Origin of the sequence: Pseudomonas sp. GL-B-26 (assembly GCF_019947405.1) — a bacterium.
GTDB lineage: Bacteria > Pseudomonadota > Gammaproteobacteria > Pseudomonadales > Pseudomonadaceae > Aquipseudomonas.
Window position 1 is genome coordinate 227157 of sequence record NZ_JAGYGJ010000002.1, and the last position, 24155, is coordinate 251311.

Genomic DNA, 24155 nt, shown 5'->3' on the forward strand with positions numbered 1-24155 from the left:
TCACACCCCACCGACAACGGTGTCGTGCAGCGGGATCATCGCTTCCCGTGCCCAGCGCGCGCTGATGCGTTGCCCGGTCTGATGTTGCGCGCTGACGTCCAGCCACTGGACGTTGGCCTGGCTGATGTTCAGGGTCTGGCCGTTTTCCAGTTTCAGTTCATAGCGCGTGGCGCTGCCCTGGTACTGAATGTCATGGAGCAAACCGCTGACTTCGATTTCATGGCTGGCCAGCGGCCCTTCGGCGAAACGCACGTGTTCCGGGCGAATCGAAAACGGCTGTGGATTGCCGCTCAATTGTTTCGCCAGGTCGCCGCGAATCACGTTGGAGGTGCCGACGAATTCCGCCACAAAGGTTGTAGCCGGTTTCATGTAGAGGTTGCGCGGCGTGTCGACCTGCTCGATGCGCCCCTTGTTGAACACTGCCACACGATCCGACATCGACAGCGCTTCGGTCTGGTCATGAGTGACGAAGATGAAGGTGATGCCGAGCTGGCGTTGCAGCTTCTTCAATTCACCCTGCATTTGCTCGCGCAGCTTCAAGTCGAGCGCGCCCAACGGTTCATCGAGCAGCAGCACGCGCGGACGATTGACCAGGGCGCGGGCCAGGGCCACACGCTGGCGCTGACCGCCGGACAGTTGCACCGGTTTACGCTCGCCGTAACCGCCGAGGGCGACCATGTCGAGGGCTTCTTCGGCGCGTTTCTGGCGTTCGGACTTGCCGACGCCTTTGACCTTCAAACCGTAAGCGACGTTGTCGAGTACGTTCATGTGCGGGAACAGCGCGTAATCCTGGAACACGGTGTTCACGTCACGCTGATATGGCGGGAGCCCGGTGGCTTCTTCGCCGTGAATATGGATAGAGCCTGCACTCGGCTGTTCGAAACCGGCGATCAGGCGCAGACAGGTGGTTTTGCCCGAGCCGGAAGGGCCCAGCATGGAAAAGAACTCGCCGTCCTGGATATCGATGGAAACCCGGTCAACGGCCTTCACTTCGCCGAACTGACGGGAAACGTTGGTGAACTGGACTGCAAGCGTCATGGTGCGGTGCTCCAAAAAGGCGAGGGCCTCACAGCGGCCCCTGCCTGGACTTCTGAAAAACTGAAACTTAATGAACAGCGTCGTAGCAGCTGTCGAGGTACGAGGCTGCGTCGGGCTGCGCAGCGGCCCCGAGGGCGGTCCTGCGGACACGCAACGCAGCCTCGTGCCTCGGCAGCTGCTACGGTGGGCTCAGCGACCGCCCATGATCGCGATGTAGTCCTGGGTCCAGCGGCTGTACGGCACGAATTTTCCGCCTTCAGCCTGCGGGGTTTTCCAGAAGGCCAGGTTCTCGAATTGGTCGTAACCGTTGGTCTTGCAACCTTCGGCGCCGAGCAATTCGCTTTCCTTGCACCCCGCCGGAACCGCCGGCAACGAACCGAACCATGCCGCTAGGTCACCCTGGACTTTCGGTTGCAGCGACCAGTCCATCCATTTGTAAGCGCAGTTGGGGTGCTTGGCTTCGGCGTGGAGCATGGTGGTGTCGGCCCAACCCGTTGCACCTTCTTTTGGAATCACCGAGGCAACCGGCTGCTTGTCCGCCACCAGGCCGTTGACCATGTAACCCCACGTGCTGGACGCCGCCACGCCTTCGTTTTTGACGTCACTCATCTGGACCGTTGCGTCATGCCAGTAGCGGTGGATCAAGGGCTGTTGCTTGCGAAGCAGTTCCAGCGCCGCTTTGTATTGCGCTTCGTTGAGCTGGTACGGGTCTTTGATGCCCAGTTCCGGCTGTTTCGATTTGAGATAAAGCGCCGCATCGGCGATGTAGATCGGGCCGTCGTAGGCCTGGACCCGACCCTTGTTGGACTTGCCGTCCGGCAGGGTCTGTTCTTCGAACACCACACTCCAGCTGTCCGGCGCCGTTTTGAAGATATTGGTGTTGTACATCAACACGTTCGGGCCCCATTGGTACGGGGTGCCGTAGGTTTGCTTGTTGACGACGTACCACGGGCCATCCTTGAGGCGAGGGTCAATGCTCTTCCAGTTCGGGATCAACGCCGTGTTGATCGGCTGCACACGCTTGCCGGCGATCAACCGCAGGGAGGCATCGCCGGATGCAGTCACCAGGTCGTAACCACCCTTGGACATCAGGCTGACCATCTCATCGGAAGTGGCGGCTGTCTTGACGTTGACCTTGCAGCCGGTTTCCTTCTCGAAACCGGTGACCCAGTCGTAGGCCTTGTCGCTTTCGCCACGTTCGATGTAGCCAGGCCAAGCCACAATATCCAGCTGACCTTCGCCGGCACCGACGGCTTTCAGCGGTTCGGCGGCCTGGATACTGGCACTGGCCAGCAGCGCGGTGGTGATTGCACTGAGCAGTGCGGTCTTGTGCACGAACATGGGGTTTCCCTCTTCTTTAATTATGGTCGGGGCAGTTTTGAACGTGGTGAAGCCGATGCCTTTACGGCTAATTGTTAGCGTAGTGCGCTTTTACAAATGCTGTCCGTGGCGGGCCATGATGTGCCGCACCACGCTGTAGTCCTGAAGCGAATCGCTGGATAAGTCCTTGCCGTAGCCCGAACGTTTCAGGCCGCCGTGGGGCATTTCGCTGACCAGCATGAAATGGCTGTTGATCCAGGTGCAGCCGTACTGCAAGCGCGCCGCGACCTGCATGGCCTTGTCGAGGTTCTGGGTCCAGACCGATGAAGCGAGGCCGTATTCCGAGTCGTTGGCCCAGTCCACGGCTTGTTCGAGCTGATCGAAACGGGTCACGGTGACCACCGGCCCGAACACTTCGCGCTGGACGATCTCATCGCTCTGCTTGCAACCGGCCAGCAACGTCGGCTGGTAATAGAAGCCAGCACCGGAATGCACTGCCGCGCCGGTCACCCGCTCGATATGCGGCTGGCCGAGGGCGCGCTCGACGAAACTGGCCACGCGGTCGCGTTGGCGGGTGCTGATCAGCGGGCCGATCTCGTTGTCGGCGTCGCGCTTGCCGGCGAAGCGCAGGCTGCTGACCGCCGCGCCGAGTTCGGCCACCAAGCGATCATGAATCCCGGCCTGTGCATAAATTCGGCACGCTGCGGTGCAATCCTGGCCGGCGTTGTAATAACCGTAAGTGCGCACGCCTTCGACCACGGCTTGAATGTCGGCATCGTTGCAGACGATCACCGGGGCCTTGCCGCCGAGTTCGAGGTGAGTGCGCTTCAGGGTTTTCGCCGCGGCTTGCAGGATTTTTTGCCCGGTGACGATATCCCCGGTCAACGACACCATGCGCACTTTAGGATGACTGACCAAGTGGCTGCCAACGCCTTCACCGCCACCGCAGACAATGTTGATCACACCGCGCGGCAGGATCTCGGCCAGCGCGGGCGCCAGGGCCAGAATCGATAGCGGCGTGTGTTCGGAGGGCTTGAACACCAGCGTGTTGCCGGCGGCCAGGGCCGGGGCGATTTTCCACGCTGCCATCATGATCGGGTAGTTCCACGGCGCAATCGATGCCACCACGCCAATCGGATCGCGGCGAACCATGCTGGTATAGCCCGGCAGGTATTCGCCGCTGAGCTGACCGGTCTGGCAGCGCACGGCGCCAGCGAAGAAGCGGAACACATCGACCGTCGCGCTCAAGTCATCCTGACGGGCCAGGTGCAACGGCTTGCCACAGTTCAGGGATTCGAGACGGGCGAGGAGGTCGGCTTGTTTTTCGATAGCGTTGGCGATGTCCAGCAACAGGTTCGAGCGTTGTTGCGGCGTGGTCCGCGACCAACTGGCAAAGGCGCGGTGGGCGGCGAGGATCGCGGCTTCGACCTGCTCGGTGCTGGCTTCGGCAATGTGCGTCAGCACTTCCCCGGTGGCCGGGTTGAGGATCGGTTCGACAAACCCCTGGCCCGCGACCAATTCGCCATCGATCAACAACGCGGTGAACAACGGGGTCTGCGCGCCAGCCATTTTTCGGGTTCTCTTTTCTTGTGTGGCCATGCTGCTCCCTGTGACTGGGGCGCGGCCGTCTTATAGATGTACCAAGACTAGGCGCCGCACCCGAGGTCGACAAATACTAAATACTGAAGGTGGCGTTCGATTAAATAGATGGCTTGCGCCCGCCATGGGGTTGCTCGCGGGCAACGGTCAGGAATGGGTCCACCAGCGCTGGGCGCGCGGTGCCACGACGCCAGGCCAGGCCGACGTCCAACGTCTGGCTCAGGTCGGCGATCGGGCGCGCTTCGATGATGTCGCCCTCCAGTGACCACGGGCGGTAAGTCATGTCTGGCTGGATCGACACGCCCAACCCCGCTGCCACCAGGCTTCGTACCGCTTCCGTCGACGCCGTTTTTAAGGTGATGCGCGGTTGCAGCGAAGCCGCCGCCCACATGCGCTGGGCGTTACGGTCCATTTCATCGACGTTCAGCTGAATCAACGGCTCACGGGCCACGTCGGCGAGATTGATGCTGTCGTGTTCCAGCAGCGGATGCTGGGCCGGCAGCCATAACCGGTGCGGCGAGTGGGTCAGCACTTCGGTCTGCAAGGCGTGGCGGTCTTCGAGGTTGGAGAGGATCAACACCCCGACATCGATCTCACCGCTGACCAGCAAATGCTCAATGTAAGGGCGCTCGTCCTCCATCACCCGGATCTCGACATTGGGGTAGGCGCGCTGGAAACGGGTGAGTAGATCCGCAAGGTAGTAACCGGCCACCAGGCTGGTCACGCCGATGATCAACTGCCCGGCGACTTGATCGGTGCTCTGTTGCAGGCTGCGTTTGGCGTTGTCCACCGTCGCCAGAATCAGGTGCGCCTGGCGTAGGAATTGGTGGCCCTGGTGGGTCAGCGTCATGCCCTTGGCGTGACGGTTGAACAGGCCGACGCCGATTTCCTGCTCCAATTGCTGGATGGCCAGGGTCAAGGTGGACTGAGAAATGAACGCGGTTTGTGCCGCGGCGGAGATCGAGCCGGTCTCGGCCACGGCGATGAAGTGACGGATCTGACGCAAGGTCATCATGGATAAAGTACCCGGTGAGCGGTTTTTATAGATTTGCTTGAGTGTATATCCATTTTTCTGAATGGCCGCGGTCAGCTGAACGGCGCTGCGCAACATCTCGAAGCACTCTCGCCCCCGAATGCCGGGCACTTTCGATCTAGGCTGGAGGCCTTATTGATCCGGTTAACCCCTTTTTGGAGGCGGCAAATGAACACGCGTGGATTGCTCGATCAGCTACTCAAGTCCGGTCAGGACATGTTGCAGAACAAGGCCGGCGGCTCACAAAACAAGACCTCTGGCGGTGGCTTGGGCGGATTGCTCGGCGGCAGCGGTGGTTCGGGCGGCCTCGGCAGTTTGCTCTCGGGCGCGGGCGGCGGGGCGTTGGCGGCCGGCGCCATGGGTTTGCTGCTGGGCAGCAAGAAAGGGCGCAGTGTCGGCGGCAAGGTCCTGACTTATGGCGGCCTCGCCGCATTGGGCGTGATCGCCTACAAGGCGTATGGAAACTGGCAGGCCCAGCAGGGCACTGCACCTAGAACCGAACCACAAACACTTGATCGTTTGCCAGCAGAGCAAGTCGAACTGCACAGCCAGGCGATTCTCAAGGCGCTGGTCGCTGCGGCCAAAGCCGATGGTCATGTCGATGAGCGTGAGCGTGCGCTGATCGAAGGCGAGTTCACCAAGCTCGATAACGATCAAGAGTTGCAGCACTGGCTGCACGCCGAACTCAACAAACCGCTGGACCCCGCCGACGTTGCCCGCGCTGCCAGTACGCCGGAAATGGCTGCCGAGATGTACATCGCCAGTGTGATGTTGGTGGATGAAGAGAGCTTCATGGAAAAGTCCTACCTCGATGAACTGGCGCGACAACTCAAGCTTGAGCCGGGGTTGAAGGCTGAGTTGGAGAAGCAGGTGCGTCAGGCTTCTGTGTAAGTCAGCCGCGCTACATGCCCCCCTCAGGGCCAATTCCGGCCGTTTTTTCGCCGGGATGAGAAGTGGGTTGCAACCCTTTCTAGATGCAACCCCGCCCTCGGCTATACTCCGCAGCATTTGAAATGCCTCCCGAGGACTGACTGTGAAGAACTGGACGTTGCGCCAACGCATCTTGGCGAGCTTTGCGGTGATTATCGCCATCATGTTGCTGATGGTCGTCGTGTCGTATTCCCGTTTACTGTCGATTGAGTCCAGTGAGAACGTTGTGCGCACTGATAGTGTTCCCGGGATTCACTACAGTTCCCTGATCCGCGGTGCCTGGGTCGATGATTACGTGTTGACCCAGCAACTGATCGGGCTGGGTGGTGGTCGGGGCATGACCCAGGCTGACAAGGATCTGTACAAGGGTATTGAGGAAAGGCTGCAACGCTCGATGGCCAGCTACCGGAGTACCATTTTCGAGGAAGATGATCAGGCAAGATTCGATGAGTTTGAAAAGCTGCACGAACAATATGACAAGCAGCTCGAAGCGGTACTCGATGCTTACCAGCAAAAGGACTTCGAACAGGCCCGTCGCATACTCGCCGAACAGATGACCCCGGCATGGGCTGCCGGCCGCAAACATTTGGATGAACTCATTGAATTCAACAGGGAGGCGGCTGAGACGGCCACTGACTCGATCATTTCATCGGTCGCGGTGGCGAAGCTGATCATGGGCATTTCGTTGCTGGTCGCCGTCATGAGTGCCGGGTTGTGTGGTCTTTTGTTGATGCGCGCGATCATGGCGCCAATGAACCGCATTGTGCAGATCCTCGAAATAATGCGTACCGGCGATCTCAGCAGTCGTCTGAACCTGGCGCGCAAGGACGAATTCGGCGCCGTGGAAACCGGCTTCAACGACATGATGACCGAGCTGACGTCGCTGGTGTCCCAGGCCCAGCGTTCCTCGGTGCAGGTCACCACCTCGGTGACCGAGATCGCCGCCACCTCCAAGCAACAGCAAGCGACCGCCACCGAAACCGCCGCCACCACCACCGAAATCGGCGCGACGTCCCGTGAGATTGCGGCCACTTCGCGGGATCTGGTGCGCACGATGATCGAAGTCTCCACCGCCGCCGATCAGGCCTCGGTGCTCGCCGGTTCCGGGCAGCAAGGCCTGGCGCGGATGGAAGAGACCATGCACTCGGTGATGGGCGCGGCCGATCTGGTCAACGCCAAACTGGCGATCCTCAATGAGAAGGCCGGCAACATCAATCAGGTGGTGGTGACCATCGTCAAGGTCGCCGACCAGACCAATCTCCTGTCGCTCAACGCGGCGATCGAGGCCGAAAAAGCCGGTGAATACGGCCGCGGTTTTTCCGTGGTCGCCACCGAAGTGCGGCGTCTGGCGGACCAGACCGCCGTCGCCACGTACGACATCGAGCAGATGGTGCGCGAGATCCAGTCGGCAGTGTCGGCCGGGGTCATGGGCATGGACAAGTTCTCTGAAGAAGTGCGCCGTGGGATGTCCGAAGTACAGCAAATCGGCGAGCAGTTGTCGCAGATCATCCATCAGGTTCAGGCATTGGCGCCGCGGGTGTTGATGGTCAACGAAGGCATGCAGGCCCAGGCCACGGGCGCGGAGCAGATCAACCACGCGCTGGTGCAATTGGGCGATGCCAGCAGCCAGACCGTCGAGTCCCTGCGCCAGGCCAGTTTCGCCATCGACGAACTGAGCCAGGTGGCCGTAGGGCTACGCAGTGGCGTTTCGCGATTCAAAGTCTGATGAGCGAACCCACGGCCAAGCGCACCGCCGTGAAGCCGGCGCTGCAATCATTGTTTCTGGTGTTCCGCATCGGCAGCGAGCGCTATGCCTTGCAGGCCATCGAAGTGGCGGAAGTGCTGCCGCGTCTGCCATTGAAGCCGATTCCCCGCGCGCCGGAATGGGTTGCCGGGGTGTTCGCCTACCGCGGCGCGGTGGTGCCGGTGATCGACCTCAGTGCGCTGACGTTTGGCCAACCGGCCCAGGCCCGCACCAGCACGCGCTTGGTGCTGGTTAATTACCGTCCAGATGAGACTGCTGAGGCGCAATTGCTCGGGCTGATTCTGGAACAGGCCACCGATACCTTGCGCTGCAACCCGGCGGATTTTCAGCCCTATGGCCTGGACAATCGCCAGGCGCCGTACCTTGGGCCGGTGCGCGAAGATACCCAGGGTTTGCTGCAATGGGTGCGGGTCGCCGATCTGCTGGACGAGAAGGTTCGCGCGCTGCTGTTTCCGTTGCAGCCGTTGGACTTGGCGCTGTTTGAGGAGCGGCCATGAGCAGCGATCAGCGTTTTTTCGATTTCCTCAAAGAGCGCATCGGTCTCGACGTGACCTCGGTGGGCCCGGCGATCATCGAGCGTGCGGTGCGCCAGCGCAGCACGGCATCCAAAGCGCTGACGGTCGATGAATACTGGCACACCTTGCAGGGTTCGCAGGACGAGCAGCAGGCGCTGATCGAAGCGGTGATTGTCCCCGAGACCTGGTTTTTCCGTTACCCGGAATCCTTCGCCACGTTGGCGAAACTCGCCGCCAAACGCCTGAGCGACATCAACAATATGCGCGCGCTGCGGATTCTCAGCCTGCCGTGTTCCACCGGTGAAGAACCGTATTCCATCGCCATGGCGTTGCTCGATGCCGGGCTACAGCCGCACCAGTTCAAGGTCGAAGGCATGGACGTCAGCCCGTTGTCGGTGGAAAAAGCCCGGCGCGCGCTGTACGGCAAGAATTCGTTTCGGGGTCAGGACATCGACTTTCGCGACCGGCATTTCACCGCTGAAGGCGAGGAGGGCTATCGCCTCAGCGGGCGAGTGCTCGAACAAGTGCGTTTGCAGGTCGGCAATCTGCTGGATCCGACGTTGCTGGCCAACGAGCCGCCTTATGACTTTGTGTTTTGCCGCAACCTGCTGATCTATTTCGATCAGCCGACCCAGCAGCAAGTGTTCGAAGTGCTCAAGCGTCTGACCCATGTGGATGGCGTGCTGTTTATCGGCCCGGCCGAGGGCAGTTTGCTCGGCCGTTTCGGCATGCGTTCGATCGGCATCCCGCAGTCCTTTGCGTTCAGTCGTCAGAGCGCACCAGAGCCAGAACCCTCCCCGACGTTCGTGCCAACGCCTCTGCCCGTGCACCAAGCGGTGCGTAGCGTGGCGCCGCCGCCCGTTCGCAGCCGGCCCTTCGCAACGGTAGCGCCGCTGCCTGTCGTGACGAAAGTCGCCAACCCGGACACCGCCACACTGCTGGCGAACATCGCCGCGCTGGCCAACGAAGGCAAAAGTGCCGAGGCCCGCGCCGCGTGCGATAGCTATTTGCGCAGTCATGAACCAGTGGCCCAGGTCTTTTACTGGCTGGGCTTGCTCAGCGATGTCGCCGGCAGAGTCCTTGAGGCTCAAGGGTTTTATCGCAAGGCGTTGTACCTCGACCCGCAACATCCCGACGCGTTGATGCACCTGGCGGCGTTGCTGCAATCCTTGGGCGACACGGCGGGAGCCAGACGATTGCAGGACCGCGCCGCCCGCAGCGAGCGCGCCGCTGACAGTGAGCGTAACCGATGAATGCCGCCGACACCTTTAGCCTCACCCATGAAGATGCCCAGGCCATCGACGACTGCTGGAACCGCATCGGTATCCACGGCGACAAGTCCTGCCCGCTGCTGAGCGATCACATTCACTGCCGCAATTGCGCGGTGTATTCGGCCGCTGCGACGCGCTTGCTCGACCGCTACGCGTTGCGGCAGGAAGACCGCTGGCAAGTCTCCACGGCGGTCGAGAGCGAGGTGAAAACCCGTTCGCTGCTGATGTTCCGTCTGGGCGAAGAATGGCTGGCCCTTGCCACTCGTAGTCTGGTGGAGGTGGCGCCGCTGCAAGCGATTCACTCCTTGCCGCACCAACGCTCCCGGGCCTTGCTCGGCGTGGCGAATGTGCGCGGCGCGTTGGTGGCGTGCCTGTCGCTGGTGGAATTGCTCGGGCTCGACGGCGCCAGCAGCGTGGCGTCCGGCGCGCGGGTCATGCCGCGCATGCTGATCATCGCCGCCCACGGCGGGCCGGTGGTGGTGCCGGTGGATGAAGTGGACGGGATTCACGCCATCGACGAACGCATCCTCGAGGCAGCGTCCCGCTCCGGCACGCAGGCCAGCGCCAAATACACCCGTGGCGTGTTGCAATTCAAAGGTCGCAGCCTGCGTTGGCTGGATGAAGAACAGCTGCTGTCCGCCGTGACCCGGAGCCTCACATGACCCCCGAGCAAATGCGCGACGCCTCTTTGCTGGAACTGTTCAGTCTGGAAGCCGAGGCCCAGACGCTGGTGCTGAGCGCAGGTCTTTTGGCGCTGGAGCGCGACCCGACCCAGGCCGATTACCTCGAGTCGTGCATGCGCGCGGCGCATTCGCTCAAGGGCGCGGCGCGGATTGTCGGCGTCGATGCCGGGGTCAGCGTCGCCCATGTGATGGAAGATTACCTGGTCAGCGCCCAGGAAGGGCGCCTGTACCTGCGGCCCGAATACATTGATGGACTGTTGCAAGGCACCGATCTGCTGATGCGGATTGCGACGCCGAGCAACGCTCCGGCGCCTGCGGATATCGAAGCTTATGTCGTCTTGATGGGACGGCTGCTTGAACACATGGCGACGGTTGCCCCCATCGCGCCGCCGATGGCAGAACTTCAGTTTGAACCAACGACGCCCAAGGTTGAGCCGCCCATGCCGGCAGCCGAAGCTCACCCAGAACAGCCCCCCGCAGCGCCCGCCGAGCCAACGCCCAAGGCTAAACGCACCACCGAAAATGGCGAACGCGTGTTGCGCGTCACGGCCGAGCGCTTGAACAGCCTGCTCGACCTGTCGAGCAAATCCCTGGTGGAAACCCTGCGGCTCAAACCGCACCTGGCCACCATGCAACGCCTCAAGCGAATGCAGAACAACGGCCTGCGGGCCCTGGAAAGCCTCAACGTCCACCTCAAGGAACATGCCTTGAGTCTGGAAGCACAAGAAGCCCTCGAAGTTGCTCGTCGGCTACTGGCTGAGTCTCAGCAATTGCTGGTGGAAAAGAACGCCGAACTGGATGAATTCGCCTGGCAGGCCAGTCAACGGGCGCAAGTGTTGTACGACACCGCGCTGGCCTGCCGCATGCGGCCGTTTGCCGATGTGTTGAGCGGGCAAGTGCGCATGGTCCGTGACCTCGGTCGCGACCTCGGCAAACAGGTACGACTGGAGATCGAGGGCGAGAAAACACAGGTCGACCGCGACGTGTTGGAGAAACTTGAAGCGCCGCTGACTCACCTGCTGCGCAATGCCGTGGATCACGGCATCGAATCCCCGGAGCAACGGCTATTGGCGGGCAAACCCGCTGAAGGCCTGATCCGTTTGCGCGCCTCCCATCAGGCCGGTCTGTTGGTGCTGGAACTAAGCGATGACGGCAATGGCGTCGATCTGGAAAAGGTCCGTCGTAGCATCATCGAACGCCAATTGTCTCCGGCCGAAACCGCCGCGCAGTTGAGTGAAGAAGAGTTGCTGACCTTCCTGTTTCTGCCGGGTTTCAGCCTGCGCGACACGGTCACCGAAGTCTCCGGGCGCGGCGTCGGACTGGATGCGGTCCAGCACATGGTCCGCCAGGTGCGCGGCGCGGTTGTGCTGGAGCAGACGGCGGGCGAGGGCAGTCGCTTCCATCTCGAAGTGCCGCTGACCCTGTCGGTGGTGCGCAGTCTGGTGGTGGAAGTCGGTGACGAGGCGTATGCCTTTCCGCTGGCCCACATCGAACGGATGTGCGATCTGGAGCCGGCGGACATTGTCCAGGTCGAAGGCCGTCAGCATTTCTGGCACGAAGGCCGGCATGTCGGGCTGGTCGCGGCCAGTCAGCTGTTGCAGCGTCCGGCGAGCCAGAACAGTCAGCAAACCCTCAAAGTGGTGGTGATTCGCGAGCGCGAGGCGATTTACGGCGTGGCGGTCGAGCGTTTTATCGGCGAGCGGACGTTGGTCGTGTTGCCGCTGGACGAGCGTCTGGGCAAGGTGCAGGACATTTCCGCCGGGGCCTTGCTCGACGATGGTTCGGTGGTGCTGATCGTCGACGTCGAAGACATGCTGCGTTCGGTGGACAAACTGCTCAATACCGGGCGTCTTGAGCGCATTGCCCGTCAAGGCAGCCAAGTGGTTGAAGCCGCTCGAAAACGGATTCTGGTGGTCGACGATTCGCTGACCGTACGTGAGCTGCAACGCAAGTTGCTACTCAATCGCGGCTACGACGTGGCGGTGGCGGTGGACGGAATGGATGGCTGGAACGCCCTGCGTTCGGAGAATTTCGATCTGCTGATCACCGACATCGATATGCCACGCATGGATGGCATCGAGCTGGTGTCTTTGTTGCGCCGGGACAATCGCCTGCAATCCCTTCCGGTGATGGTGGTGTCTTACAAGGATCGTGAAGAGGACCGTCGCCGTGGACTGGACGCTGGAGCCGACTATTATCTAGCCAAAGCCAGTTTTCATGACGACGCCCTGCTTGACGCGGTGGTTGAGCTCATTGGAGGAGCACGTGCATGAGAATAGCGATCGTCAACGACATGCCCATGGCGGTGGAGGCCCTGCGCCGCGCCTTGGTATTCGATCCGGCGCACGAGGTGGTCTGGGTCGCCAGTAATGGGGCCGAGGCGGTGCAGCGTTGCGCTGAAAACACGCCGGATCTGATCCTGATGGACCTGATCATGCCAGTGATGGATGGCGTGGAAGCGACCCGGCGGATCATGGCTGATACGCCGTGCGCGATTGTCATCGTTACGGTCGACCGCGAGCAGAACGTGCATCGGGTGTTTGAGGCCATGGGCCACGGAGCACTGGATGTGGTCGATACGCCGGCTATCGGAGGGGGCAATCCTCAGGAAGCCGCCGCACCGTTGCTGCGCAAGATCATGAACATTGGCTGGCTGATCGGCGACCATAGCAATCGGGTGCGATCGGCACCGAGCTCGCACCGCCACTCGTCCTCGCGCCAGCATTTGGTGGCCATCGGTTCATCCGCTGGCGGGCCGGCGGCGCTCGAAGTGCTGCTCAAGGGCCTGCCGCGAGATTTTTCGGCCGCCATCGTGCTGGTCCAGCATGTGGATCAGGTGTTCGCCGCCGGCATGGCGGAATGGCTTGCCAGCGCCAGTGGCCTGGACGTACGCCTGGCCCAGGAAGGCGAACCGCCGCAAAGCGGCACGGTCCTGCTGGCCGGGACCAACCATCATATTCGCTTGCTGAAAAACGGCACGCTGGCTTACACCGCTGAACCGGTCAACGAGATCTACCGGCCCTCGATCGATGTGTTCTTCGAGAGCGTGGCCAATTACTGGAACGGCGATGCCGTGGGTGTTTTGCTCACCGGCATGGGACGCGATGGCGCACAGGGGCTTAAACTCATGCGCCAACAGGGCTACCTCACAATCGCTCAGGACCAACAAAGCAGTGCGGTGTATGGCATGCCGAAGGCGGCCGCCGCCATCGACGCGGCTGTGGAAATTCGCCCACTGCACAAGATAGCGCCACGATTGCTGGAAATCTTCTCAAAATGACTATCATTAGCAGCAATCGTGGCCAAAGTAGTACTCAGGTGACCGCACATGAATGATTTACAGCTCGACGACTTCAAAACCGACGAAAACGCCGCCATGGTGTTGTTGGTGGACGATCAGGCAATGATCGGCGAGGCGGTGCGCCGCGGGTTGTCGAACGAAGAAAACATCGACTTCCACTTCTGCGCCGACCCGCACCAGGCCATCGCCCAGGCGATCCGCATCAAGCCGACGGTGATCCTCCAGGATCTGGTGATGCCCGGTCTTGACGGTTTGAGCCTGGTGCGAGAGTACCGCAATCATCCGGCGACCAAGGACATCCCGATTATTGTCCTGTCGACCAAGGAAGACCCGCTGATCAAGAGCGCGGCGTTTGCGGCGGGGGCCAATGATTACCTGGTCAAGTTGCCGGACAACATCGAACTGGTGGCGCGCATCCGCTATCACTCGCGCTCCTACATGACGTTGCTGCAGCGTGATGCAGCGTATCGCGCGCTGCGGGTCAGCCAGCAACAGTTGCTCGACACCAACCTGGTGCTACAACGTTTGATGAACTCGGACGGCCTGACCGGGCTGTCGAACCGCCGGCATTTCGACGAATACCTGGAGCTTGAGTGGCGCCGTTCGATGCGTGACCAAAGTCAACTGTCGCTGCTGATGATCGATGTGGATTACTTCAAGTCCTACAACGACAGCTTCGGCCACCTTGAAGGCGATGAAGCCCTGCGCAAAGTGGCCACGGCGATACGTGATGCGAGTGCGCGGCCTTCGGACCTGCCGGCCCGTTACGGCGGCGAAGAATTCGTCCTGGTGCTGCCTAATACCACACCGGGCGGTGCGCGACTGGTGGCGGAAAAACTGCGTCTGACGGTGGCCGCGCTGAAGATTCCGCATATTTTCCCCAGCGAGGGCTCGAGCCTGACCATCAGCATCGGCCTGTCGACCATGACCCCGCAACCGGGCGGCGACTGCCGTCAATTGATCTCGGCGGCGGACAAGGGGCTGTATCTGGCGAAGAACAATGGGCGTAATCAGGTGGGGATCGAATAACCCACACCCCTAGCGCTGTAGCACCGTAGCAGCTGTCGAGCCCGCGAGGCTGCGTTCGGCGGCGCAGCCGTCGTAAAACCAGACAACGCGGTCGTTCAGGAAAACCGCGTACGCAGGTTTTGCGAGGACTTCGTCCTCGAACGCGGCCTCGCGGGGCTCGACCGCTGCTACAGGAGTGCTCCATGGTTTCAAGCAAAACCATTCGCCCCTAAAGCCGCCAGGCGGGCTGCCGTGACAGCCTGATTACGTTATACTCGCCGGCTTTCAAAAGTTCGCCAACGAGTGCTGCCCGCCATGGAAATCAACCCGATCCTTAACAGTATCAAGGACCTGTCCGAGCGCTCCGAAACTATTCGGGGGTATCTTTGACTACGATCAAAAGCATGAGCGTCTGACTGAAGTCAATCGCGAGCTTGAAGATCCGTCTGTCTGGAACAACCCGACGTACGCTCAGGAGCTGGGCCGCGAGCGGTCCCTGCTGGCTCAGATCGTCGAAACCCTCGACGAAATGCACACAGGCCTGGCCGACGCCAAAGACCTGCTGCTGATGTCCGCCGAAGAAGAAGACCAGGCCGCCGTCGATGACGTTGCTGCCGAAGTCGAGCGTCTGCGCGAGTCCCTGGAAAAACTCGAATTCCGTCGCATGTTCAGCGGTGAAATGGACGCCAACAACGCCTACCTGGACATCCAGGCCGGCTCCGGCGGTACCGAGGCTCAGGACTGGGCCAACATCCTGCTGCGCATGTACCTGCGCTGGGCCGACAAACGCGGTTTTGACGCGACCATCATGGAACTGTCGGCCGGTGAAGTCGCCGGTATCAAAGGCGCCACAATCCATATCAAGGGTGAATACGCCTTTGGCTGGTTGCGTACCGAAATCGGCGTGCACCGTCTGGTGCGCAAGAGCCCGTACGACTCCGGTAACCGTCGCCACACCTCGTTCTCGGCCGTGTTCGTGTCGCCGGAAATCGATGACAACATCGAAATCGACATCAACCCGTCGGACCTGCGCATTGACACCTACCGCTCCTCCGGTGCCGGTGGTCAGCACGTAAACACCACCGACTCGGCCGTGCGTATTACGCACGTACCGAGCAACACTGTGGTCAGCTGCCAGAACGAACGCTCCCAGCACGCCAACAAAGACACCGCGATGAAAATGTTGCGGGCGCGCTTGTACGAGCAGGAAGTGCAGAAACGCAACGCCGCCTCCCAGGCCCTGGAAGACACCAAGTCGGACATCGGCTGGGGTCACCAGATCCGCTCGTATGTACTCGATGCGTCGCGAATCAAGGATTTGCGCACTAACATCGAACGCAGTGACTGCGACAAGGTGCTCGACGGCGACATCGACGAATACCTGGTGGCCAGCCTGAAGCAAGGCCTGTAAACCGCCAGTCAAGACCTTAAGTCCCCTGCCACCGGTGGGGGCAACGAACCTGTGATGGAATTTTTAAAGACATGAGCGACCTAGAACTCGACCCGCAAGCCCTGCAACAGGAAGAAAACTCCCTGATCGCCCTGCGCAAGGAAAAGCTGGCTGCCGAGCGCGCCAAGGGCAATGCCTTCCCGAACGACTTCCGCCGCGACAACTACTGCGAAGACTTGCAGAAACAGTACGCGGACAAGACCAAGGAAGAGCTGGCAGAGGCTGCGATCCCGGTCAAGGTTGCCGGTCGCATCATGCTCAACCGTGGCTCGTTCATGGTGATCCAGGACATGACCGGTCGCATTCAGGTCTACGTCAACCGTAAAACCCTGTCCGAAGAAACCCTGGCCTCGGTGAAAACCTGGGACATGGGCGACATCATCGCAGCCGAAGGCACCCTGGCGCGTTCCGGCAAGGGCGACCTGTACGTCGAAATGACCCAGGTGCGCCTGCTGACCAAGTCCTTGCGTCCGCTGCCGGACAAACACCACGGCCTGACCGACACCGAACAACGCTATCGCCAGCGTTACGTTGACCTGATCGTCAACGAAGACGTGCGCCAGACCTTCCGCGTACGTTCGCAAGTGATTGCGCACATCCGCAGTTTCCTGATGCAGCGTGACTTCCTGGAAGTGGAAACGCCGATGCTGCAAACCATTCCGGGTGGTGCGGCAGCCAAGCCGTTCGAGACTCATCACAACGCGCTGGACATGGAAATGTTCCTGCGTATCGCGCCTGAGCTGTACCTCAAGCGCCTCGTTGTCGGCGGCTTCGAAAAAGTCTTCGAGATCAACCGCAACTTCCGTAACGAAGGCGTTTCGACTCGTCACAACCCTGAATTCACCATGTTGGAGTTCTACCAGGCTTACGCCGACTACGAAGACAACATGGACCTGACCGAAGAACTGTTCCGCGAACTGGCGCAGCTGGTTCTGGGCAGCACTGACGTGCCTTACGGCGACAAAGTGTTCCACTTCGGCGAACCGTTCGTGCGTCTGTCGGTGTTCGACTCGATCCTCAAGTACAACCCTGAGCTGACCGCTGACGACCTGACCGACATCGACAAGGCCCGTGCCATCGCCAAGAAGGCCGGCGCCAAGGTGCTGGGCTTCGAAGGTCTGGGCAAATTGCAGGTGATGATTTTCGAAGAGCTGGTAGAGCACAAGCTGGAACAGCCGCACTTCATCACTCAGTACCCGTTCGAAGTGTCGCCGCTGGCCCGTCGTAACGACGACAACCCGAACGTCACCGACCGTTTCGAGCTGTTCATCGGCGGCCGCGAAATCGCCAACGCCTACTCCGAGTTGAACGACGCGGAAGATCAGGCTGAGCGCTTCATGGCTCAGGTGGCCGACAAGGACGCCGGCGACGACGAAGCCATGCACTACGACGCCGACTTCGTTCGCGCGCTGGAGTACGGCATGCCGCCAACGGCCGGTGAAGGTATCGGCATCGACCGTCTGGTGATGCTGCTGACCAACTCCCCGTCGATCCGCGACGTGATCCTGTTCCCGCACATGCGGCCGCAAGCGTAAGTGTTTCAATAAAAAAGCCGCCTAAAACAGGCGGCTTTTTATTGCCTGTCTGGTACAAACGTATCAATTGGTTACTTTTGAAGTAGAGAGGAATACCTGTCGTGAACCGTGCAATTGCTCAAGAGGGTGCAGCGGACGTCGCCACTGCGGTCGCTGAAAGTGTTCAGTACCAGGGTCGCAAGGCCAGCCGACAGGGCAGTGAGCAGCGTCGACAGGACATTCTCGATGCGGCGATGCGCATTGTCGTGCGCGATGGCGTGCGGGCCGTGCGTCACCGCGCGGTGGCCGCCGAGGCCGGTGTGCCGCTGTCGGCCACCACTTACTATTTCAAGGATATCGATGACCTGCTCACCGATACCTTTGCCCAATACGTGGAACGCAGCGCGGCGTTCATGGCCAAGCTGTGGGCCAGCAACGAAGGCCTGCTGCGCGAGATGGTTGCTTATGGCGATGGCAGCCCTGAGTCCCGTTCACAGCTGGCTGACGATATCGCACGCCTGACCGCCGATTATGTGCAACGCCAATTGCACAACCGTCGCGAACACTTGATGGCCGAGCAGGCGTTCCGTCAGGAGGCGCTATTGAACCCGCGCCTGGCGGAGTTGGTGCGTTCGCATCAGCAAATTCTTCTGCAAGGCACCTGCCATTTTTTCGAGGTCTTGGGTTCCCGCGAGCCACAACAGGATGCCAAAGTGTTGACGGCGATTATCGGACGGATGGAATATCAGGGCCTGCTCAACGACGCCGAGCCTGTCGCCGAAGCCGAAATGCTCGGCATCCTTACGCGGTATATGCACCTGGTATTGGCGTCGGTGTAACTCTGCGTGTATTCAAAGGGAGTGTTGAATGAAAGCCTGGCGTGTCGTTGTGATCGCCTTGTCGTTCCTGCTGCTCAGTGGCTGTCTGGTGACCTTCAAGGAGCCGCTGCCCTCGAGCGAGCCCGCGCCTAAAGGGTTGCTCGGCAAATGGACCAGCACCAATGCCTGGGGCGAGCCGCTGAATCTGGAACTGACGCGCCTCGGCGACAATCACTATCAGGCCGTCAGCTACTTCAAGGCTAAACCCAAGGAGCGCGAAGCCTATCCGTTCACGGTGACCCGCCATGGCAGTCGCTGGTACCTGTCGGCGAAGGTGCCGGCGCAATTCGGTGGGCATTTCACACTCTTGGGTTTTGAACTCACCGATAAACATGAACTGGTTGTCTACAACCTCGACCTCGAGCAGATCAACCAGGCCTTGAGGCAAAAAGTCCTCAGCGGCGAAGGCTTCCAGACCGACGACGGCGACGGCGTGTTGATCAACAACAATCTGGACCAGGTTTTCGCCTACCTCGATGACCCGGCCAATTCCGATGTGTTCGTCGAGGCGGTGCGCTATCAGCGCCTGGCCAAAGCCAAATAAACCCAGCACGTAAACGGTTTTTCTACAGGAGTTTCGGGTGGACGATTACCAGCAGTCGATACGCATTTTGTCCGATCGCATTGTGCTGGCGCAGACGCCGATTCGCGTCCTGGATGCGGTGAAGTGGGACGACAACATCCGCAAGGGTTTCCTCAAGGCCAAGGGCAAGGAAATGCCGGCGGTGGACCGCGATTACTACCTGAACAGGCCACTGGCGTTCGACTCCAGCAAGGTGAAACTGGAATTCCAGAACATCGAACGCGACATCACCCGTCAGCTTGGTCAGTTCAACCCGGTCGGCCAGATCATGCGCCGCATGTGCAAGGAGTACCGGATGGTGGTGCGCATGCTCGAAGCGCGCGGCACCGAGGATTTCGGGCTGATTTCACAGGAGCTTTACGGTGCCGCTTCCGACGCGTTCCACGCCGGCGACCCGACCCTTTCCGACCTGGGCCTGATGCTCTCGGATTACCTGAACAATATCGATGGCCGTGGCGACCTGAAGGACGAACCGAAAGTCCTCACCGCCAAGGAGGCCGTCCACCTGCTGCAAACCCGCTTGAACAAGGTATTCGGTGAGGCCGAAGAAACCATTCGCGTATTCGAATCCGACGGGATCGTCGCCGATGCGGCGGCTGGCGCCGATTACATCAAGATTCGCGCCGACGCGATGTTCAACGACCGTGACGTGCGCGCCCTGGAAGTCCACGAAGGGCTGGTGCATGTGGGGACCACGCTCAATGGCCTGAACCAGCCGATCTGCACCTTCCTCTCCAAAGGTCCGCCGTCGTCGACAGTGACTCAGGAAGGCCTGGCGATCCTGATGGAAATCATCACTTTCGCCTCGTACCCGAGCCGCCTGCGCAAACTGACCAACCGCACCCGCGCCATTCACATGGTGGAAGAGGGGGCGGACTTCCTGCAGATCTTTGAGTTCTTCCGCGAGCAAGGTTTTGAAATGGCGGAAAGCTACGGCAACGCCAGTCGGGTTTTCCGTGGCTCGGTGCCGACAGGTCTGCCATTTACCAAAGACTTGTCCTACCTCAAGGGCTTTATCATGGTTTACAACTACATTCAGTTGGCCGTGCGTAAAGGCAAGCTTGAGCAGATACCGCTGCTGTTTTGCGGCAAGACCACGCTGGAAGACATGCGCACCTTGCGCCAGTTGGTGGATGAAGGACTGGTGGTGCCACCGAAGTATCTGCCGGATCAGTTCCGTGACCTGAACGCGCTGTCGGCGTGGATGTGCTTCTCCAACTTCCTCAATCATCTGAGCCTGGACCGGATCGAAGCGGATTACTCCAATATCCTTTAAGGAGTACACGGTCAAAATGTGGGAGCGGGCTTGCTCGCGAATGCGGTCTAACATTCAATATCTCTGTTGTCTGACACACCGCTTTCGCGAGCAAGCCCGCTCCCACAGGTTCTGTGTTTCAACCTTCATTCACGAGGTTTCATCGGATGAGAATCCTCGGCTTCTTCTGCCTTCTCCTGACCTTGAGCGGTTGCAGCTCGCTGCTGTTCTACCCCGAGCCAGGCCAGCTGTTTACCCCGGAAAAAGCCGAACTCGAATACCGCGACGTCACCCTGACCACCGCCGACGGCCTCAAGCTGCACGGCTGGTGGTTGCCGGCCAAACAAGGTGTCGAGGTCAAAGGCACGGTGCTGCATTTGCACGGTAACGGCGGCAATCTACCCATGCATCTCGGGGGGAGCTGGTGGTTACCGAAAGAAGGGTATCAAGTGCTGCTGCTGGATTATCGCGGCTACGGTCTGTCCGAGGGTGAACCGACGCTGCCGGAGATTTATCAGGACATCGACGCCGCGTTCAAATGGCTCGATCAGGCGCCGGAGGTCAAGGGCAAGCCGCTGATCCTGCTCGGCCAAAGCCTCGGTGGTTCGATGGCCGTGCACTACTTGGTTCAGCACCCTGAACGCCAGAAACAACTCAAGGCTTTCGTTCTCGATGGCGTGCCCGCCAGCTATCGCAGTATCGGTCAATTTGCCCTGAGCCAATCCTGGCTGACCTGGCTGTTTCAGGTGCCGCTGTCCTGGCTGGTGCCGGACGGCGACAGCGCGATCCACTCCATGGCGCAGCTCAATGGCGTACCGAAACTGATCTACCACAGCATCGACGATCCGATCGTGCCCCTTTCCAACGGCATCCGTCTGTATCAAGCTGCGCCGCCGCCGCGGGTGCTGCAACTGACCCGTGGCGGTCATGTGCAGACGTTCGCCGACCCGGTCTGGCGCAAAGTCATGCTGCGTTTTCTCGATGATCCGCAGCATTTCAACGGTCTGCGCCGCCTCGGCGAAGTCCCGAATTACCCGGCGCCGAAAAATTCTGAAGATGAACCACCAGAGAGTCCGCAATGAGTGAAGAACGTAACGCCATCCCGCTGATCATCACCGGTATCTGCAGCATCCTCGGCACTGTCGGAGCCCTGTGGTTCTACGGCTACCTGCACTTCGCCAAACCCGAAGATGCGCTGCTGCTCAGCGACTTCACCATGCTCAAGACTGTGCCGGGCGAAGACTACAAAGTCTCCCTGGAACCGGCCCCGCAAGTCGCGCAGTGCATCGATGGCGTGCTGGTGATGTTCGACACCGAACAGAAAGGCCTGAGCGGCGTGTTGGTCAACAACAAGAAAAAAGCCGTGCGCTGCATGGGTGAGGAAACCCCGCAGAAGCTGCAACCGTAGCGCTCCCGACAAGATCGCAGCCTCGTTTCACTATGTAGGAGCTGTCGAGTGAAACGAGGCTGCGATCTTTTGATCTTAAAAACAAAAGCCCCACCTGATCGACTCAGGCGGGGCTTTTGTGTTTCAGCAAACGAAGCTTAGTTAGAGCTGACCGCCGCACGCGGGATCACCGGCTGGTTGTCGTTGGAAATGGTCACTTCCACCCGACGGTTCATCGCACGGCCCGACACGCTGGAGTTCTCCGCGACCGGGTATTCCTTGCCGTAACCCTGCGCCACGATACGCGCTGGATCTACGCCCATCTTCACCAGTGCCGTGCGCACGGAACCGGCCCGACGCTCGGACAGCGACTGGTTGTGGTTCGCGGTGCCCGTGCTGTCGGTGTAGCCCTCGACGATCACTTTGCGATCAGGGTTTTCCGAGAGGAATTGCGCCAGTTTGTTGATATTCGCTAGACCGCTGGACTTCAGATCAGCCCTGTCAGTGGCAAACAACACATCACCGAACGTCACCAAGGTTCCGCGATCGGTCTGCTTGGCATTCAGGCTGTCCTGCAATTGCTTGATCTGCGCGTCGCGGGCATCCAGACGAGCCTGGGCACGCTGCGCGGAAGCATTTTTCAGATTGGCTTCGGCGTTGCGCAGAGCAATGGTCTGCTTCGCTACTTCAACACGTTGATTGGTCAGGTAAGCCAGTTGGTCAACCTTGGCCTGGTCTTCTTTGTCCTGATAAGCCTTGTCGGCCTTGTCCAGGTAATCGCTAGCATCTTTGGTTTCCAGCGCCGCGACTTGGCTGGCTTGCGGGTTGGTTTGCAGGCCGGTGTAGTTGGTGCGGGCCTGTTCCAGGTTCGCGTTCGGCGGCGTGGAGCAGGCGGCCAGTGCAACGCTTGCGGCCAGCAGGGCAGGGATCATCAATTGTGTACGCATGGTGGTTTCGTCCTTTTAGTCGAGTAAGAAGTACGTCGTGTCGCGCCGCTTACTGCACGGTGCGCTGGCTTTCCTGACGCAGTTCTTGAACACCTTTCTGAGAGTCCTTCACAGCCTGTTCAGCTTTGATCGCCTGGGCTTTGCGTTCAGCCACGCGAGCGTCCCACTCGGCCTGTTCGGCCAGCACTTTGGCTTCGTCATACTTTTTGTCGTGCATGGCGATTTCGGCTTGTTTGAGCTTGTCCTGGGCGGATTTCATTTCCACTGCCGCGAATTCGGTACCGCCGGCACTGACGGCGCTGTTGACCGCCGATTCCGTCACGGCGAATTGCTCGCTTGGCGGGTTACCGGCACAACCGGCCAGAACGAGGCTGCTGCCGATGGCCAGTGCAGCCAGTTTCAGGCTACGCAGAGGGGGGAACGAGGATTTGGCAGTTCGGGTCTTCATGGTCTTCAACTCCATTGGAAAAACTCCTGAAAAACTTAAAATCCATCCTGGGCAAGGAGCCGCAACCTTCAATTTCCGGGGGTGTTTTAAAACGGCCGTCCCAGGCGTGGTTAATGGGTGTGACCCGAGGCGTTTTTCGAAAGTTCAGAGAATATGGCCCATCGCCCGAAAAAACTTTGACCGAACGGACAAGGCTCTAAACCGGGAATCCTTACCGCAAGCAGCCGTATTCCCGGCCCTGCAGGGGGCCAGGAATACGCATTTTGGGAGGGGGAAAGAAGTGCAGTAATCAGTGTTTCTGTTTGTCGTCGACGGCCGACAAATCGTGCAAATGACGACGGGACAAGGCGAGAAAACGCGGAGTCGGACCGACGTCTTCGTACAGCGGATCACCTTCTTCGTCGGTGGCCACGACGGTCGAGCCCTTCACGTACGGAAAGCTTTTTTCGAGCTCTTCCAGGGCGGCGCCGATCAGCTCGCCGAGCAGTTCTTCGGGCTGCCGTTTGGGGTACATTTCGATAATGGCCGCCAGCCGTGCGGCGGCCTCTACATCCAGATGAATCGAGTATCCGGTGTCGGTCAGGCGACCCTTGGCGTTTTCTTCCCAGTGATGGGCAAGCTCGCGGATTTTCATAGTGACCTCAATGCGCACCTGCTCGTGGCAGGCAGTGTCAGTGTCCGGCAATCGCCGGCGGCAGCCGTTGTAAGGCTTACTCTTCAGACTAGCTTTAACGCCCAAGGTTTAAAGTCCCTTCGTCGTCTTATGCCGTTGGCGGGGATTGGGTGTATATCCGTTTTTGCGGTGATGGCTGCTGGCGGTTTCGCTTTTACAGCGAGTCACTTTGGAAAAGCGCCAAAGTAACCAAAGCGCTCCTGCCCCTGTCGTTCGGTGCCTCGCCCAGGCTCGGCATGCCCTCGCTCCGGTCCTGCTCCGTGGGCCCGCCGCCATCGGCCATCCATGGCCGGGGGCGGCTAACCCGGCATCCATGCCGGGTTGCCCACTGCGCAGAACCTCCACTCGGCCTCTCGATGGGGCGGTGCATCAAGATCAAAAGCTGCAGGCGAGCTAACGCTCGGCCTGTTGAGTGGTGAGGAGCAAAAGCTGTACGCCGATCTGCTTTATGTGGGAGCGGGCTTGCTCGCGAAGCTGTTGATCTTGCCGTTGCCGTTGCTTTTGATTTTGATCTGTTGCCCCTTTCCCAGAGGCCGAACGCAGGCGTTGCGCAGGGG

At 60.2% G+C, this 24155-nt stretch carries 22 protein-coding genes; 15 read left to right on the forward strand and 7 right to left on the reverse strand.

Annotated elements, in window-relative coordinates:
- The 4 genes from KGB23_RS02445 to KGB23_RS02460 form a co-directional block, all read right to left on the reverse strand.
- Positions 1 to 1038: an ABC transporter ATP-binding protein gene (locus KGB23_RS02445; RefSeq protein ID WP_223429734.1), complete on the reverse strand. Its 1038-nt coding sequence runs from the start codon at positions 1036 to 1038 to the stop codon at positions 1 to 3.
- 189 nt (positions 1039 to 1227) lie between these two features.
- Entirely contained in the window at positions 1228 to 2379 is a 1152-nt protein-coding gene (gene ydcS / locus KGB23_RS02450) for a putative ABC transporter substrate-binding protein YdcS (protein ID WP_150654784.1), read from the reverse strand.
- Positions 2380 to 2469: 90 nt separating this feature from the next.
- Complete coding sequence (locus KGB23_RS02455; RefSeq protein WP_223429735.1) at positions 2470 to 3957, reverse strand: gamma-aminobutyraldehyde dehydrogenase; 1488 nt, start codon at positions 3955 to 3957, stop codon at positions 2470 to 2472.
- Between the two features lie 100 nt (positions 3958 to 4057).
- Positions 4058 to 4972 carry a LysR family transcriptional regulator gene (locus KGB23_RS02460; protein ID WP_223429736.1) on the reverse strand — a complete coding sequence of 305 codons (915 nt, stop codon included), beginning with the start codon at positions 4970 to 4972 and terminating at the stop codon, positions 4058 to 4060.
- A 186-nt stretch (positions 4973 to 5158) separates the two neighbouring features.
- On the opposite strand from KGB23_RS02460, the gene KGB23_RS02465 reads away from it, so the two are divergent.
- From KGB23_RS02465 to KGB23_RS02535, 15 genes are all read left to right on the forward strand, one after another.
- Positions 5159 to 5881 carry a tellurite resistance TerB family protein gene (locus tag KGB23_RS02465; protein WP_223429737.1) on the forward strand — a complete coding sequence of 241 codons (723 nt, stop codon included), beginning with the start codon at positions 5159 to 5161 and terminating at the stop codon, positions 5879 to 5881.
- Positions 5882 to 6023: 142 nt separating this feature from the next.
- Positions 6024 to 7646, forward strand: coding sequence for a methyl-accepting chemotaxis protein (locus tag KGB23_RS02470; RefSeq protein ID WP_223429738.1), 1623 nt, complete (start codon positions 6024 to 6026; stop codon positions 7644 to 7646).
- Positions 7646 to 8182: a chemotaxis protein CheW gene (locus KGB23_RS02475; protein ID WP_223429739.1), complete on the forward strand. Its 537-nt coding sequence runs from the start codon at positions 7646 to 7648 to the stop codon at positions 8180 to 8182. Before KGB23_RS02470 ends, KGB23_RS02475 begins: the two co-directional genes overlap by 1 nt.
- Entirely contained in the window at positions 8179 to 9453 is a 1275-nt protein-coding gene (locus KGB23_RS02480; protein ID WP_223429740.1) for a CheR family methyltransferase, read from the forward strand. Before KGB23_RS02475 ends, KGB23_RS02480 begins: the two co-directional genes overlap by 4 nt.
- The gene (locus KGB23_RS02485) at positions 9450 to 10133 is read left to right on the forward strand and encodes a chemotaxis protein CheW (protein ID WP_223429741.1); all 684 of its coding nucleotides are present in this window, start codon (positions 9450 to 9452) and stop codon (positions 10131 to 10133) included. Before KGB23_RS02480 ends, KGB23_RS02485 begins: the two co-directional genes overlap by 4 nt.
- The gene (locus KGB23_RS02490) at positions 10130 to 12427 is read left to right on the forward strand and encodes a hybrid sensor histidine kinase/response regulator (RefSeq protein WP_223429742.1); all 2298 of its coding nucleotides are present in this window, start codon (positions 10130 to 10132) and stop codon (positions 12425 to 12427) included. Before KGB23_RS02485 ends, KGB23_RS02490 begins: the two co-directional genes overlap by 4 nt.
- The gene (locus tag KGB23_RS02495) at positions 12424 to 13434 is read left to right on the forward strand and encodes a chemotaxis response regulator protein-glutamate methylesterase (RefSeq protein ID WP_223429743.1); all 1011 of its coding nucleotides are present in this window, start codon (positions 12424 to 12426) and stop codon (positions 13432 to 13434) included. The genes KGB23_RS02490 and KGB23_RS02495 overlap by 4 nt, the downstream gene beginning before the upstream one ends.
- Before the next feature lie 48 nt (positions 13435 to 13482).
- Positions 13483 to 14484 (forward strand): PleD family two-component system response regulator, encoded by a 1002-nt coding sequence (locus tag KGB23_RS02500; RefSeq protein ID WP_223429744.1) that lies wholly within the window; start codon positions 13483 to 13485, stop codon positions 14482 to 14484.
- A 294-nt stretch (positions 14485 to 14778) separates the two neighbouring features.
- Positions 14779 to 15874 (forward strand): peptide chain release factor 2 gene (gene prfB / locus KGB23_RS02505; protein ID WP_141232781.1). Its coding sequence is split into 2 segments (ribosomal slippage): positions 14779 to 14850 and positions 14852 to 15874, totalling 1095 coding nucleotides; the frame shifts between segments, so codons are not numbered across the junction.
- 71 nt (positions 15875 to 15945) lie between these two features.
- Positions 15946 to 17448, forward strand: a complete 1503-nt coding sequence (lysS, locus tag KGB23_RS02510; RefSeq protein ID WP_150654793.1) for a lysine--tRNA ligase — start codon at positions 15946 to 15948, stop codon at positions 17446 to 17448.
- Positions 17449 to 17549: 101 nt separating this feature from the next.
- Complete coding sequence (locus tag KGB23_RS02515) at positions 17550 to 18266, forward strand: TetR/AcrR family transcriptional regulator (RefSeq protein ID WP_046048164.1); 717 nt, start codon at positions 17550 to 17552, stop codon at positions 18264 to 18266.
- A gap of 28 nt (positions 18267 to 18294) precedes the next feature.
- Positions 18295 to 18849, forward strand: a complete 555-nt coding sequence (locus tag KGB23_RS02520; RefSeq protein WP_223429745.1) for a hypothetical protein — start codon at positions 18295 to 18297, stop codon at positions 18847 to 18849.
- Between the two features lie 37 nt (positions 18850 to 18886).
- Entirely contained in the window at positions 18887 to 20164 is a 1278-nt protein-coding gene (locus KGB23_RS02525) for a flavohemoglobin expression-modulating QEGLA motif protein (RefSeq protein ID WP_223429746.1), read from the forward strand.
- Between the two features lie 146 nt (positions 20165 to 20310).
- Complete coding sequence (locus tag KGB23_RS02530; RefSeq protein ID WP_223429747.1) at positions 20311 to 21225, forward strand: alpha/beta hydrolase; 915 nt, start codon at positions 20311 to 20313, stop codon at positions 21223 to 21225.
- Positions 21222 to 21551 carry a hypothetical protein gene (locus tag KGB23_RS02535; protein ID WP_033056344.1) on the forward strand — a complete coding sequence of 110 codons (330 nt, stop codon included), beginning with the start codon at positions 21222 to 21224 and terminating at the stop codon, positions 21549 to 21551. The genes KGB23_RS02530 and KGB23_RS02535 overlap by 4 nt, the downstream gene beginning before the upstream one ends.
- A gap of 137 nt (positions 21552 to 21688) precedes the next feature.
- Here the strand turns inward: KGB23_RS02535 and KGB23_RS02540 are convergent, their stop codons facing one another.
- From KGB23_RS02540 to KGB23_RS02550, 3 genes are all read right to left on the reverse strand, one after another.
- Positions 21689 to 22477 carry an OmpA family protein gene (locus KGB23_RS02540; RefSeq protein WP_223429748.1) on the reverse strand — a complete coding sequence of 263 codons (789 nt, stop codon included), beginning with the start codon at positions 22475 to 22477 and terminating at the stop codon, positions 21689 to 21691.
- Between the two features lie 49 nt (positions 22478 to 22526).
- Complete coding sequence (locus KGB23_RS02545; RefSeq protein WP_008156737.1) at positions 22527 to 22940, reverse strand: DUF4398 domain-containing protein; 414 nt, start codon at positions 22938 to 22940, stop codon at positions 22527 to 22529.
- A gap of 274 nt (positions 22941 to 23214) precedes the next feature.
- Entirely contained in the window at positions 23215 to 23559 is a 345-nt protein-coding gene (locus KGB23_RS02550; protein ID WP_046048158.1) for a hypothetical protein, read from the reverse strand.
- Positions 23560 to 24155: the final 596 nt, after the last annotated feature.